A 13847-nucleotide genomic window follows, 5' to 3' on the forward strand; every position below is an offset into this window, starting at 1 on the left:
GCCTTGCCAATCCGACAATCTAGTTGCACGATACACCTTCACGCACGCACAGGCCCATCCCATGACACCGTTCCGAGGCATCGCCCTCAAACTCGTATCGATTTTCCTGTTTTCCATCATGGCCGCCTGCATCAAGGCCGCTGCTGAGCATGTCCCGCCCGGACAGGCCGTGTTCTTCCGCTCGCTTTTTGCCATGCCGATCATCTTCATGTGGCTCGCGCATCGCGGCGAATTGCGCACCGGTCTCAAGGTCAAGAACCCGATGGGCCATTTCTGGCGCGGCCTCATCGGGACATCGGCCATGGCGATGGGCTTTGCCGCGCTCGGCCTGTTGCCCCTCCCCGAGGTGACAGCCATCGGCTATGCCGCACCGCTCCTGACGGTCATCTTTGCGGCGATGTTTCTTGGTGAACGGGTGCGGCTTTTCCGGCTATCGGCGGTGGGGATCGGGCTTGTCGGGGTCATCATTGTGCTCTACCCGCGCCTGACGATCCTTGGCGGCGCGGACCCTTATTCCGTCGCCACACTCGGCGCGTTCCTTGCGCTTGGCTCGGCGGCGTTTCGGGCTCTGGCACAGATCCATATCCGCAAGCTGGTGCAGACGGATCAGACCTCGGCCATCGTGTTCTATTTCTCCCTGACCGCCACCGGACTGTCGCTCCTGACGCTGCCCTTCGGCTGGGTCATCCCGACAAGCACCGAGGCGGTGCTCCTCGTGTCCGCCGGCCTCATTGGCGGCATCGCGCAGATCTTTCTAACCTCGGCCTACCGCTTTGCCGACGCTTCGACGGTTGCGCCGTTCGACTATGCCTCGATGCTCTTTGCCATCGCCATTGGCTATTTCATCTTCGAAGAGGTGCCGACGGAGATCATGCTCGCCGGGGTGAGCCTCATCATCGCTGCCGGGATCTTTATCATCTGGCGCGAGAGACAGCTTGGCCTCAAACGTGGCTCGCGTCAGACCCTGACACCGCAAGGTTGACGGGGGGCACTCCCGCCCCTTTGAGACGCGGGCCAAGGCTCGCACCGTCAAAGGGTTTGGCATGGCTGGGGGGCCAGCCCCCCAGACCCCAGTTTCAACTGGGGGGCCAGCCCCCCAGACCCCCTGGGATATTTCCGGCAAGAGGAAGAGATCAGGAAATGCGCACCTGATCGAGCACATGTCCCGTAGGCGACAGGCTCTCTGCTACAACGCGCCCTTGGCCGCGCCCCGAACCGGCCTGATCTCCCGCCAAGCGGCGCAGATCTTCGAAACTCTTGAGCGGCAGGCCCGCCTTTTGCGCCGCTTTGATGAGATCAGGACGCGACGGATGTATGGCGATTCCCGCCTCTGTCACCAGCGCGCCAATCGTCTTGCCCGGCGTCGTCAGGCAGGTCAGCGCCTCAACCAGCTTGGGCCGTCCCGCCGCCTGCAAGGGCGTCGTCACGATGGGCAGGATCGCCCCCGCCGCCGTATCCGCATGCCCGCCCGAGCCGCCAATGATCCGCCCATCGCTTGCGCAGGTCACGTTGACGTTGAAGTCCGCGTCGATCTCCGCCGCGCCGAGGATCATCACATCAAGCTGTTTCGCGACGCAATCCGGGCGCTCCGGGCTGGCATACTCCTCCGCCGACATGGCGAGATGGGCCGCATCCTCTGCGTAGGAGCGCACGGCGGCAAGGTCGAAGGCCTGCACATCACGCAAGCCTCGGAACAGCCCGGCGCGGAACATATCAACCAGCGCGCCAGTGATGCCGCCCGCCGCGAAATCCCCAACGATGCCCCGCGCCACCATCTCGGGCGCGAGCGCATGGGCCACCGCAAGCGAGGTCGCGCCCGCCCCGGTCTGGAACCGGAAACCGTCTCTAAGCAGGCCGGAAACCGCGATAAGCCGCGCTGTCAGATCCGCAATCACCCGCCCCTTCTCCGAGGGCGCGCGGCCAGTTGTGCCCGAGGCGATCTGTCCCGCGTCGCCGATCTGCGCGACCTCGACCACCTGGTCGACCTGCGCCGCCGGGATACAAACCCGCGGCACCGCCTCGCAACGATGATCCGTCACCGCCACCACGTGCCGGGCATGTTCTGCGTCGACCATCGCATAGCCCAAGGGACCACAGGCCGATGGCCCGACCGCTCCGGACAGGTTGCCCGCCGCATCGACCGCAGGCGCCGCAACAAACGCGGCATCAATCGGCAACCGCCCCGAGGCAATCGCCGCCGCGCGCCCGCCGTGGCTCTGCAACTGCACCGGATGGGTCAAAACGCCCGCGCGCACAGCCTCCGCAAGCGGGCCGGTCATGTAGGAGGTGGTGATCCGCGTCACCACGCCATCGCGCAGGAAAGGGATCAGTGCTTCGTGACACGGGAAAAGCGACGAGGGCGCAATATGCAGATCGCGCAGGCCCAGCACGGCACAGTCCGCAAGAACCTGTCGCATGACATCGTCGCCATTGCGCAGGTGGTGATGGAAGGACAGCGTCGCGCCGTCCTTCACATCTGCCGTTTCAATCGCCGCACGGATCGCGCGGCGCGTGGTCTCAGGCACGCACAAGCGCCTCGTAGTCTTCGGCGATCTGCCGGGTCAGCGCGCCGACTTCGAACATGTAGTCGCCGATCTGACCAACCGGGGTCACCTCGGCCGCCGTACCGGTGAGGAAACACTGTTCGAAATCCGCGAGCTCTTCCGGCATGATCCGGCGCTCATGCACTGTAACGCCCTTGTCCTTGAGCATGCCAATCACCGTCTGGCGCGTGATGCCGTTGAGGATCGCGTCGGGGATCGGCGTATGCACTTCGCCGTCCTTGACGAAGAACACGTTGGCGCCGGTCGCCTCGGCCACGTAGCCGCGATAATCCATGAAGAGCGCGTCAGAACAGCCCTTGGCCTCCGCCGCATGCTTGGAGATGGTGCAGATCATGTAGAGACCTGCCGCCTTGGCCGCGGTCGGGATCGTCTCGGGCGAGGGGCGCTTCCACTGGGCGATGTCGAGCTTGGCGCCCTTCATCTTGGCATCGCCATAATAGGCGCCCCATTCCCAACAGGCGACCGCCATGCGCACCGGGTTCTTCGACGACGCGACACCCATGTCTTCGCCCGACCCGCGCCATGCCACCGCACGCACATAGGCATCCTTGAGGCCGTTGGCCTTGAGCACCTCTTCCTTCGCCGCCTCGATCTCATCGACGGTGTAGGGGATCGGCATGTCGATCAACGCACCCGAGTTCAAAAGACGTTCCGAATGTTCGCGGCTCTTGAAGATCTTGCCATTATAGCAACGCTCCCCTTCGAATACCGAGCTCGCATAGTGCAACGCGTGGGTCAGGATGTGGACGTTGGCATCGCGCCATTCGACGAGTTTCCCATCCATCCAGATCTTGCCGTCACGATCGTCATAAGACCCAGCCATGGCCTTTCCTCCAGCTACTTAGTTTTGCATTTGTTGCGCGTCTTATGGCCGATCCGGTCACAAAATTGCGCAAAATCTGCGATTCGCTATCATTCCGCTCTTGGAGTGTCAACAAAGCTGACGTATTGTGACGTTTAAGACGGCAAATTGTGAACGACGGGGAGAGCAATGCCAGACTCTCATAGCAGCGGCGAAAGCCTTCTCTTTCTGACAGACGAACAACTCAGACAGGGAATCGAGGCTGTTTTCTTTGCCTATCGTGGTTTTACCGCCGATCCCGACCGCATTCTCGCCACCATGGCCTATGGCCGCGCGCATCACCGTGCGATCCACTTTATCAACCGCGCGCCGGGCACGACAGTCACAAACCTGCTCGCAATCCTCGGGGTGACAAAGCAATCGCTCAACCGGGTGCTGCGCACGTTGATCGAGGATGGCCTCGTCGAAAGCCGCGTCGGCTCTTCCGACCGGCGCGAAAGGAACCTTTACCTGACTGACGCCGGGATCGCCCTTGAGAACCGGCTTTCCGATGCCCAGCGCACGCGCATGCGCGCCGCCTACCGTGAGGCTGGACCCGAGGCCGTGGCCGGCTTTCGCCGCGTGCTCGAGGCGATGATGGACCCGGAAATGCGCCGTCGCTATGCCCGCCTGCGGGAGAGCGGCCAATGAGCGACGTTGCCCCCCATCTCCTGATCGTGGATGACGACGAACGCATCCGCGACCTGCTGAAGAAATTCCTCAAACGCAACGGCTTCCTCGTGACCTCTGCCCGCGACGCGGCTCAGGCCCGGCGCATTCTCTCTGGCCTCGATTTCGACCTGATCGTACTTGATGTGATGATGCCCGGCGAGGACGGCATGAGCCTCACCCGCGCCATCCGCGAAGACAAGACGACGCCGGTGCTTCTCTTGACCGCCAAGGGCGAGACCGAGGACCGCATCATGGGGCTCGAGGCCGGGGCGGACGATTACCTCCCCAAACCCTTCGAACCCAAAGAGCTTCTGCTGCGGATCAACGCGATCCTGCGCCGGATGCCCGAAACGCAAGAGGCCGACACCGCACCCAAGATGCTCAACCTCGGCCCGGTGCGCTATGATATCGAGCGCGGCGAGATGTGGCAGGGCGATGCCATCCTGCGGCTGACTGCGACCGAAAGCCAATTGATGAAAATCTTCTCGGCCACACCGGGCGAGCCGATCTCCCGCGCCAAGCTGGTCGAGGATCTGGGCCGCGACCGGGGACAGGCACAGGAGCGCGCCGTTGACGTGCAGATCACCCGCCTGCGCCGCAAAATCGAGGCCGACCCCAAGCAACCCCGCTACCTCCAGACGGTGCGCGGCGCGGGCTATATGCTCGTCCCCGATTGACCCGATCGCGGGGGCTGGTTTCTCCCGATCCGCGCCGCTACGGTCCCCCCGAACAACCAACGGAGACCGCGATGAGCACGGCGCTTTTTACCCACGATGATTGCCTTCACCACCGCACCCCGCCGGGCCACCCCGAACAGGTCGCGCGCATGGACTCGATCAAGACCGCCCTTGCTGCGCCAGGTTTTGAGGCGCTCGACCGTCGCGAGGCGCCGCTTTGTGCGGACGAGGACATTCTCCTGTGCCATCCGCAATCCCATCTCGACGCCATCATCGCCTCGGAACCCAAGGACGGCATCCGCGCTCTCGATGAAGACACCCACATGTCCCCCGGTTCGGTGCAGGCCGCACGCCGTGGCGTTGGCGGCACCATGGCGGCGGTCGATGCGGTGCTTTCTGGCGATGTGACAAACGCTTTTGTCGCCTGTCGCCCGCCGGGGCACCACGCCGAGACGGAAACTCCGATGGGCTTTTGTCTCTTTGGCAACGCCGCCATCGCCGCCCGGCACGCGATGGAGCGTCATGGCCTCTCGCGCGTCGCCGTCGTGGATTTCGACGTGCATCACGGCAACGGCACACAGGCGCTTCTGTGGAACGAATCCCGCGTGACCTTCTTCTCCTCACATCAACACCCGCTCTGGCCCGGGACCGGCTTTCCCGAGGAGACGGGCGCTGCGAACAACATCCACAACATCCAATTCGCCCCCGAGACCAACGGCGCGACCATGCGCGCCGCCTACGAGGCCGAGGTCTTTCCGGTGATCGAGCGGGTGAAACCCGAACTCATCATCCTCTCCGCCGGATTCGACGCCCATGCCGATGACCCCCTGGCTCAACTCAACTGGGCCATCGAGGATTTCGTCTGGTTGACCGAGAAGTTCTGCGCCTTGGCCGAGAAACACTGCAACCGCCGTCTCGTCTCGACGCTGGAAGGCGGCTATGACCTGACCGCCCTTGCCGAATCCGTCGCCGCCCATGTCGGCGTGCTTCTGGAGAAAGGCGCCTAAGGCGCGAAATCGCCCGCGTTGTCTCGACATGCGCGGGCAGATATGCTTTTGCCCAAACACATGCCGATTGAGGGAGAATGCCGGATGACTGAGACGCCCGTAGACAGCCTGAGCTTTGAACAGGCCATGGCCGAACTGGAACAGGTGGTCGGCAAGCTCGAGCGCGGCGACGTGGCGCTCGAGGAATCCATCGCGCTTTACGAACGCGGCGCGGCGCTCAAGAAACGCTGCGAGACCAAGCTCAAGGAAGCCGAGGAAAAGGTCGCCGCGATCACCACTGATAGCGACGGCACCCCCAACGGCCTGACACCCGTCGAAGGGCAGTAACCCGTGTTTCCATCTCGCCTAAAAGAGAGTGCCGCCATGGTGCAGGCGCATCTCGACGCGACGCTCTCGCCGCTCGGAAACCTGCCCGTGCACGAGGCGATGCGCTACGCGAGCGCCGGGGGCAAACGCCTGCGCGCCTTCCTCGTTCTGGAAAGCGCCCGCCTGCATGGCGTCGCGCCGGACAACGCGATCTGGCCCGCCACGGCGATTGAAGCGATCCACGCCTATTCCCTCGTTCATGACGATCTGCCCTGTATGGATGACGACGATCTGCGCCGTGGCCTGCCGACAGTGCATGTCAAATGGGACGAGACAACCGCCGTCCTCGCCGGGGACGCGCTTCAGACCTTTGGGTTTGAATGTGTGAGCCGCCCCGACTGCCACCCGGACCCGCTGGTGCGCGCCGATCTGGTGCTAAGCCTCGCCCGCGCCGCCGGGGCCAAGGGCATGGTGCTTGGTCAGGCACTCGATATTGCCGCCGAAACCGCCGCAACGCCGCTCTCCCTCGACGAGATCACTCATCTTCAGGCCGGCAAGACCGGCGCGCTTATCACATGGGCCGCAACCGCCGGTGCTTGCATGGCGCGCGCCGATATGGCGCCGCTTGCGCGCTATGCCGCCGATCTCGGCCTCGCGTTTCAGATCGCAGATGATATCCTCGACATCGAAGGCGACGCCGCCACCGTCGGCAAGGCCGTCGGCAAAGATGCCGACGCGGGCAAGGCGACCTTCGTCTCGCTCCTTGGCCTCGACGGGGCAAAACGCCGCGCAGCCGACCTCGTGACGGACGCTTGTGACGCCCTATCTTCTTATGGAGACGAGGCCGAAACCTTGCGGGAAGCCGCCCGTTTCGTTATTGCGCGCGATAGCTAACACAGAAAGGCATGGCGCATGTCTGCCAGACCCGAAACCCCGCTTCTTGACCGTGTGCAAAGCCCCGCGGACCTCAAGAAACTGTCCGATGCCGAGCTGACCCAGCTCGCCGGTGAGCTGCGCAACGAGACGATCTCGGCCGTGTCGGAAACGGGTGGCCATCTCGGGGCGGGGCTTGGTGTCGTGGAACTGACCGTCGCGCTTCATGCCATCTTTGACACACCCAAGGACAAGCTGATCTGGGACGTGGGTCACCAATGCTACCCGCATAAAATTCTCACCGGTCGTCGCGACCGTATCCGCACCCTGCGCCAACGGGACGGCCTCTCGGGTTTCACCAAGCGGAGCGAGAATATCCACGATCCCTTTGGTGCGGGCCATAGCTCGACCTCGATTTCCGCCGCCCTCGGCTTTGCCGTGGCGCGCGATCTTGGCGGCTCCTGCGAAGGCGGGCTTGGCGATGCCGTGGCGGTGATCGGCGATGGCGCGATCTCGGCGGGCATGGCCTATGAGGCGATGAACAACGCCGGCCACCTCGGCAAACGCCTCTTCGTCGTCCTAAATGACAACGAAATGTCCATCGCGCCGCCCGTCGGCGCCATGTCCAACTACCTCACGCGCCTCTACGCGGGCGAACCTTTTCAGGAGTTCAAGGCCGCCGCCAAGGGCGCGGTCTCGCTTCTGCCCGAACCCTTCCGCGAAGGCGCCAAACGCGCCAAGGAAATGCTCAAGGGCATGACCGTCGGCGGAACCCTCTTCGAGGAACTTGGCTTTTCCTATGTCGGCCCCATTGATGGCCACGACATGGATCAGCTCCTCCCCGTCCTGCGCACCATCCACCAGCGCGCCACCGGGCCTGTGATGCTCCATATCATCACCAAAAAGGGCAAGGGCTATGCCCCGGCTGAGACCGCCCGTGACCGGGGCCACGCCACGGCGCAATTCGACGTCCCGACCGGCAAACAGCGCAAAGCGCCCTCCAACGCGCCCTCCTATACCTCGGTCTTCGGCAAGGCGCTTGTCGACGAGGCCGCTCGCGATAGCCGCATCTGCGCCGTGACCGCCGCCATGCCTGACGGCACTGGCCTCAACCTCTTTGCCGAACGCTACCCAAGCCGCTGTTTCGACGTGGCGATTGCCGAACAACATGGCGTGACCTTCTCTGCCGCGCTCGCCGCGGGCGGGATGAAACCCTTCTGCACCATGTATTCGACCTTCCTACAGCGGGGCTACGATCAGGTCGTGCATGATGTCGCCGTGCAACGCCTGCCCGTGCGTTTCGCCATCGACCGTGCAGGCCTTGTCGGCGCCGACGGCGCGACCCACGCCGGCAGCTTCGACATCGCCTATATGGCCAACCTCCCCGGCATGACCGTGATGGCCGCCGCCGACGAGGCCGAGCTGATGCATATGGTCGCCACCGCCGTGGCCCATGACGACGGCCCCATCGCCTTCCGCTACCCGCGTGGCGAAGGTGTCGGTGTCGATCTGCCCGAACGCGGCACGCCGCTCGAGATCGGCAAGGGCCGCATGATCCAGGACGGCAAGCGCGTCGCCATCCTGTCTTTCGGCACCCGCCTCGAAGAGGTCCGCAAGGCTGCCGAGGCCCTCGCCGCGCGCGGCATCACGCCGACCATCGCCGACGCCCGTTTCGCCAAGCCGCTTGATGAGGAACTAATCCTCACCCTCGCCGCCAATCACGAGGCGCTCATCACCATCGAGGAAGGCGCCATCGGCGGTTTCGGCTCACACGTGGCGCAGCTTCTGGCGGAAAACGGTGTCTTTGATACCGGGCTGAAATACCGCTCCATGGTCCTGCCCGATACCTTCATCGACCACGGCAGCCCCACCGCCATGTATGCCGACGCCAAGATGAACGCCGAACATATCGAGGCCAAGGTGCTCGACACGCTCGGCATCGCCCAGATCGGAAGCAAACGCGCTTAGGCGCCCTCCGCCTTCAAGATCGCCCTTAACCCGTCCATATGCGTCGGGTAGGCCAGTTTGACCCCAAGTTCATCCTTGATCCGGTCGTTCCGGACCCGCTTGCTATCGGCATAGAAACTGCGCGCCATGGGCGACATTTCGGCCTCTTCAAACGGAACGGCTGGCGGCGGCGCAATCCCGAGCATCTCGGCGGCATGTTCAAGGACAACTTCCGGCGGCTGCGGATCGTCGTCACAGACGTTATAGACCCGCCCCGGATCGGGCCGCGCGATCGACGCCTCAAGCACCCGCGCGATATCCTCAACATGAATGCGGCTGAACACCTGGTTTTTCTTGATGATCCGCTGCGCCACCCCCCGGCGCAATTTCGCAAACGGCCCGCGCCCGGGGCCATAGATCCCGGCAAGCCGGAACACATGCACCGGCAGGCCATCGATCCCGAGCCAGTCTTGCTCTGCAAGAACCCGCCGCTGCCCGCGCTCCGTCGCGGCGCCGGTGGGCGTCTCTTCATCGACCCAACCGCCATCGTGATCGCCATAAACCCCAGTGGTCGAGAGATAGCCGACCCAATCGAGCTTTGCCTTGGCGAGCACCGCCCGCCCTTCGCGCAGGACCGGATCGCCCTCTGCATCCGGCCCAATAGAGACAAGCACATGGCTCACCCCGTCCAACGCGGCACCAAGATCGCAGGGCCACAAAAGCGGTTCGACCCCACCCGCCCGAAGCGCCTCGACCTTCTCCGCGGATCGTGTCGTCCCAATCACGCGCCAGCCCCGCGGCAAGAGCCGCCGAGCCAACGCCTGCGCCGAATACCCGTATCCAAGACATAGAACTGTGCGTGTCATGCGCGCACCCTGCCGCGCGCGCCTGCCCTCTGCAAGGGCAAGACTTGATCCCGGCGTCCATGCGCGCTTCACTGGCCCCATGACAGATCAGGACAAACTCGGCCTCGACGCGGCCTACGCGCTCAAAACCCCGGAAGATTCCAAACGCCTCTATGCCGACTGGGCCAAGAGCTACGACAGCGACTTTGCCGTCAATCATGACTACCTCCTGCCCAAGGTCGTCGCGGACCTCTACGCCGAACAGGGCGGCCCCGCCCCGGTCCTCGATGTTGGTGCGGGGACGGGCCTTTGCGCCGCGGCGCTCGCGGGGCATGGGATCGGCCCGATCGACGCTACGGATATCTCGCAGGAAATGCTCGACGTGGCCGCGACCAAGGGCATCTACCGCACCCTCTTTACCGGCGACCTGACCGCGACGCTTCCTGTCCCGGACAAGACCTATGCCGGCATCATAAGCTCCGGCACCTTCACAACCGGCCATGTCGGTCCCGAGGCCTTTGACGAACTCTTGCGGATCACGGCACCCGGCGGCCTCCTCGCGATCTCGATCAACAAGAAGCATTTCGCCTCGGCCGGGTTCGAAGCCAAGCTTGCCGCGCTTTCGGACCGGATTAGCGACCTCGCCCTCCCCGAACGCGCCTTCTATGGCCCGAACACCACCGGACCACACAAGAACGACACCGGCTATATTGCCCTTTTCAGGCGGGTTAGAGACTGATTTCCGCCTCCGTGGCGGCGCATGCCTGCCCGCCATAAAACGTCTCGAGCAGACGGCGAAACACATCCGGCGCGCCCTCTACATGGGCAAAAAGCGTCGCCGTCGACCGAACCTTCATCGCATCCACAGGCCCGAGGATATCCTCTGCGCTCTTGTCGGCATGGGCGAGCAACGCCGCGCACATCTCAATCAGGCGCGGCCCGAGCACCGGATGCGCAAGATACGCCTCCGCCTCCGCCAAATCCTCCAACCCATAGTCATGCGCCCGCGGCGACCGGCCAAGCCCCCGCAACTGCGGCAACTCCCACCAAATCCAATGCGTGACCTTCCGCCCCGCACAGAGCTCCGCCAGCGCGGTTTCATGTGTCTCCGCCTGCCGCGCGAGGAAAGGCTCCAGCCCTTCCCTCATTTGCCCTTCCACACCGGATCGCGCTTCTCGGCAAAGGCCTTTGCCCCTTCGAGATTGTCCTCGGACCCATAGAGGATATCCACCGTCCGCAAATGCCGCCCGGTGATCCGGTTCATCGCGTCCTGGAACTTCGAATCCTCGGCATCGCGCACGATCTCCTTGATCGCCGCATAGACAAGCGGCGGCCCGCTCTCCAAAAGCCGCGCCATCACCCAAGCTCGCTCCATGAGCCTCTCGCCCGGCACGATCTCGTTCACGAGCCCCCAGTGCCGCGCTTCTTCCACATCGAACCACCGCCCCGTCAGGAGAAGCTCCATCGCAACGTGATACGGTATCCGCTTCGGAAGCTTGACCGTCGCCGCATCCGCGACCGTCCCCGACCGGATCTCCGGCAAGGCAAACTGCGCATGATCGGCGGCAAGGATGATATCGGCGGAAATCATCAATTCGAGCCCCCCGCCACAGGCAATCCCATTGACCGCCGCGATGATCGGCTTGTTCATGTCGCGCATTTCCTGAAGGCCGCCAAAGCCCCCGACGCCATAATCGCCATCGACCGCATCGCCGCCCGCCGCCGCCTTGAGATCCCAACCGGGACAAAAGAACTTCTCGCCGCCCCCGGTGATGATCGCGACCCGCAATTCCGGATCATCTCGGAAATCGGCAAACACGTCGCCCATGATCTTGCTCGTCTCAAGGTCGATCGCGTTCGCCTTGGGCCGGGCGAGCGTCACCTCGAGAATGGCGCCTTCGCGCCGTGTTTTTACCGGGCTGTCGCTCATTGCCTATCCTTTCGTCGCATCAACGCATCCGCCGCAATCGCCCCCTCGGGCGTGCAGAGAAGCGGGTTAATTTCAATCTCTTCAAGACCCGTCGCATTGGCAAGGACATAGGCCTCCACCGCGCGGATCGCTGCATGGATCGCAGGCCGGTCCGCCGCCTTCTGTCCCCGGAACCCGGCAAGCATCGGCGCCATGCGCAGCGCATCAAGCGCCCCGTCGATCATGTCGTCGGTCACGGGCAAGAGGAGGCTCTGGCTGTCCTGCATGATCTCGGTCAGGACGCCCCCCGCGCCAATCGTGAGGACAAACCCATGCGCCGGGTCTTTCACCACCCCGATCAACAATTCGACCACCGCCCCCGTCACCATCTCTTCGACAAGGAACGCCTCGCAGGGCATCGCGCGCGCCGCCGCCTCCACGGCCTCTGCGCTCTCAAGACCAAGGACAACCGCCCCCGCCTCGCTCTTATGCGCCACCCCTTCGCCCTTGAGAACGACAGGAACTCCGATCCGGTCCGCCGCCGCGCCTGCGGCCTCCGGGCTCGCTGCGCGCGCCGCCCCCGGCACCCGCAGCCCATAGCCCGCAAGCCGCGCCTTGGCCTCTGCTTCAGGGACGAGTTCCGCTGAAATAGTCTCTGTTGGAAGGTAGATCGGCGGCACATCCCCCGGCATCGGAATCGCCCCCGCGGCACAGGCCGCAAGCGCCTCGTCAAAGCCAAAGAACGGCACCACACCGGCCTGCATGAGCCGCTCGGCAACCGCCTCCGGCATCAACTCCGGCAGACTCGCCACCATCGCGACGGGCCGCCCACTGCGCGCCCGCGCCCCGATCACCGCCTCAATCGCGCAATCCCAATCGCCCGGATCACAGCGATCCGCGCGCGGGAAATCCACCACGACAAGCACCATGCCAAGCCCCGGATCGGCGACCGCCGCAAAGGCCCGCGTCATCGCCTCCGTGTCGCGCCAGATATAGGTGTGGTAATCGAGCGGATTGGCCAGCGCCACCATCGGCCCAAGCACGGCGCGCAACGCGCCCTCCTGCCGCGCGTTGAGCGGCGGAAACACCACGTCCCGCCCTTCGCCCATATCCGCCATGAGGCTCGCCTCGCCGCCCGAACAACTGACCGAAGCAATCCGATTGCTCTCGAGCCCCCCCGTCACATGCAAGAGCTTCAACGTCTCGAGAAACGCCGGAACAGAGCCGACCCGCGCCATACCAAGCCGTCGCAAGAGCGCATCCGCCCCCGCGTCGCCACCGGCAAGCGAAGCGGTATGCGACACCGTCGCCGCCTGCGCCTGATCCGATTTTCCGACCTTGAGCGCGACGATCCTTTTCCCTGCGCGGCGCGCCTCCGCGGCCAGCGCCTCAAAGGCCCGCAAATCGCCAATCCCCTCAAGATGCAGGCCCAGCGCCGTCACCCGCGGATCGGCGAGAAGCGCCCGCCCGATCTCGGCAACGCCCACCTGCGCCTGATTGCCCGCCGTGACGACATAGGCCAACGGCACGCCCCGTGCCTGCATCGTCATGTTGAGCGCGATATTCGAACTCTGCGTAAGGATCGCGACACCGCTCTCAACCGGCTTGCCGCCATGCTGATCCGGCCAGAGCAGTACCCGGTCAAGGTAGTTGATGAAGCCATAGCAATTCGGCCCAAGGATCGGCATCTCTCCCGCCGCCTCAAGAAGCGCCGCCTGTAGCCCCGCGCCCGCCGCATCCTCGGCCTCTGCCTCAAGGAATCCGCTGGCGAAACAGACTGCGCCGCCCGCGCCCCGCTCGGCCAGAAGGCGCACGGCGTCGACGGTCACATGCCGGTTGACTCCGATGAACGCCGCATCCGGCACGCCGGGCAGGTCCTCGATCCGCGCCACCGCCGGCACGCCCGCGACCACCTCTGCCTTGGGATGCACGGCCCAGATCTCTCCCGCGAATCCCATCGCACGGCACTGCGCGATCACCGCCCGGCACCACGCACCGCCACCGATCACGGCGACGCTATTGGGCTGAAATAGTCTCGAAAACCGGCTCATTCCCTCAAACCTCGGTCTGTGATGGAAATGTCGGAGCCTCCGGCGGGGATACTTTCAGCAAGAGGAAGACACGAAGCATTAACCTTAATGCGCCACGATGGTCTTGCGGCACAGGCGGGGACGCCGATGGCCGTGCAAGGGGAAGAGGCATCGCC

At 64.4% G+C, this 13847-nt stretch carries 14 protein-coding genes; 8 read left to right on the forward strand and 6 right to left on the reverse strand.

Translation table 11 applies throughout. From position 1 onward, the window contains the following. Positions 1 to 61: 61 nt before the first annotated feature. Positions 62 to 982 carry a DMT family transporter gene (locus tag MK745_RS12285; protein ID WP_243613596.1) on the forward strand — a complete coding sequence of 307 codons (921 nt, stop codon included), beginning with the start codon at positions 62 to 64 and terminating at the stop codon, positions 980 to 982. 151 nt (positions 983 to 1133) lie between these two features. On the opposite strand, the gene MK745_RS12290 is transcribed toward MK745_RS12285, so the two are convergent. Further along, positions 1134 to 2525, reverse strand: coding sequence for a citrate lyase subunit alpha (locus MK745_RS12290; RefSeq protein ID WP_243613597.1), 1392 nt, complete (start codon positions 2523 to 2525; stop codon positions 1134 to 1136). After that, the gene (locus MK745_RS12295; protein WP_243613598.1) at positions 2518 to 3387 is read right to left on the reverse strand and encodes a branched-chain amino acid aminotransferase; all 870 of its coding nucleotides are present in this window, start codon (positions 3385 to 3387) and stop codon (positions 2518 to 2520) included. Before MK745_RS12295 ends, MK745_RS12290 begins: the two co-directional genes overlap by 8 nt. Before the next feature lie 168 nt (positions 3388 to 3555). Here MK745_RS12295 and MK745_RS12300 point away from each other — a divergent pair, with 168 nt between their 5' ends. From MK745_RS12300 to dxs, 6 genes are all read left to right on the forward strand, one after another. After that, positions 3556 to 4056, forward strand: a complete 501-nt coding sequence (locus MK745_RS12300) for a MarR family winged helix-turn-helix transcriptional regulator (RefSeq protein WP_243613599.1) — start codon at positions 3556 to 3558, stop codon at positions 4054 to 4056. Beyond that, complete coding sequence (locus MK745_RS12305) at positions 4053 to 4754, forward strand: response regulator (RefSeq protein WP_243613600.1); 702 nt, start codon at positions 4053 to 4055, stop codon at positions 4752 to 4754. Before MK745_RS12300 ends, MK745_RS12305 begins: the two co-directional genes overlap by 4 nt. Positions 4755 to 4825: 71 nt before the next feature. Then, positions 4826 to 5761 (forward strand): histone deacetylase family protein, encoded by a 936-nt coding sequence (locus MK745_RS12310; protein WP_243613601.1) that lies wholly within the window; start codon positions 4826 to 4828, stop codon positions 5759 to 5761. An 84-nt stretch (positions 5762 to 5845) separates the two neighbouring features. After that, positions 5846 to 6088, forward strand: a complete 243-nt coding sequence (locus tag MK745_RS12315; protein WP_243613602.1) for an exodeoxyribonuclease VII small subunit — start codon at positions 5846 to 5848, stop codon at positions 6086 to 6088. A 3-nt stretch (positions 6089 to 6091) separates the two neighbouring features. Next, complete coding sequence (locus tag MK745_RS12320) at positions 6092 to 6961, forward strand: polyprenyl synthetase family protein (protein ID WP_347813653.1); 870 nt, start codon at positions 6092 to 6094, stop codon at positions 6959 to 6961. 18 nt (positions 6962 to 6979) lie between these two features. Next, on the forward strand, positions 6980 to 8908 hold the full coding sequence (dxs, locus tag MK745_RS12325; protein WP_243613604.1) for a 1-deoxy-D-xylulose-5-phosphate synthase: 1929 nt from the start codon (positions 6980 to 6982) through the stop codon (positions 8906 to 8908). On the opposite strand, the gene MK745_RS12330 is transcribed toward dxs, so the two are convergent. Then, complete coding sequence (locus MK745_RS12330) at positions 8905 to 9753, reverse strand: SDR family oxidoreductase (RefSeq protein ID WP_243613605.1); 849 nt, start codon at positions 9751 to 9753, stop codon at positions 8905 to 8907. The genes dxs and MK745_RS12330 overlap by 4 nt on opposite strands. A 79-nt stretch (positions 9754 to 9832) precedes the next feature. Between MK745_RS12330 and MK745_RS12335 the strand changes: the two genes are divergently transcribed. Next, the gene (locus MK745_RS12335; protein ID WP_243613606.1) at positions 9833 to 10471 is read left to right on the forward strand and encodes a class I SAM-dependent DNA methyltransferase; all 639 of its coding nucleotides are present in this window, start codon (positions 9833 to 9835) and stop codon (positions 10469 to 10471) included. Here MK745_RS12335 and MK745_RS12340 read toward each other — a convergent pair. From MK745_RS12340 to MK745_RS12350, 3 genes are read right to left on the reverse strand one after another with little or no spacing between them, the layout of a single operon-like run. Continuing rightward, positions 10461 to 10880, reverse strand: coding sequence for a DUF1810 domain-containing protein (locus tag MK745_RS12340; protein WP_243613607.1), 420 nt, complete (start codon positions 10878 to 10880; stop codon positions 10461 to 10463). The genes MK745_RS12335 and MK745_RS12340 overlap by 11 nt on opposite strands. Continuing rightward, complete coding sequence (locus tag MK745_RS12345; protein WP_243613608.1) at positions 10877 to 11662, reverse strand: carnitinyl-CoA dehydratase; 786 nt, start codon at positions 11660 to 11662, stop codon at positions 10877 to 10879. The genes MK745_RS12340 and MK745_RS12345 overlap by 4 nt, the downstream gene beginning before the upstream one ends. Then, on the reverse strand, positions 11659 to 13692 hold the full coding sequence (locus MK745_RS12350; protein ID WP_243613609.1) for an acetate--CoA ligase family protein: 2034 nt from the start codon (positions 13690 to 13692) through the stop codon (positions 11659 to 11661). Before MK745_RS12350 ends, MK745_RS12345 begins: the two co-directional genes overlap by 4 nt. Between the last annotated feature and the right edge of the window lie 155 nt (positions 13693 to 13847).

Origin of the sequence: Shimia aestuarii (assembly GCF_022814865.1) — a bacterium.
Classification (GTDB): Bacteria; Pseudomonadota; Alphaproteobacteria; order Rhodobacterales; family Rhodobacteraceae; genus Shimia; species Shimia aestuarii_A.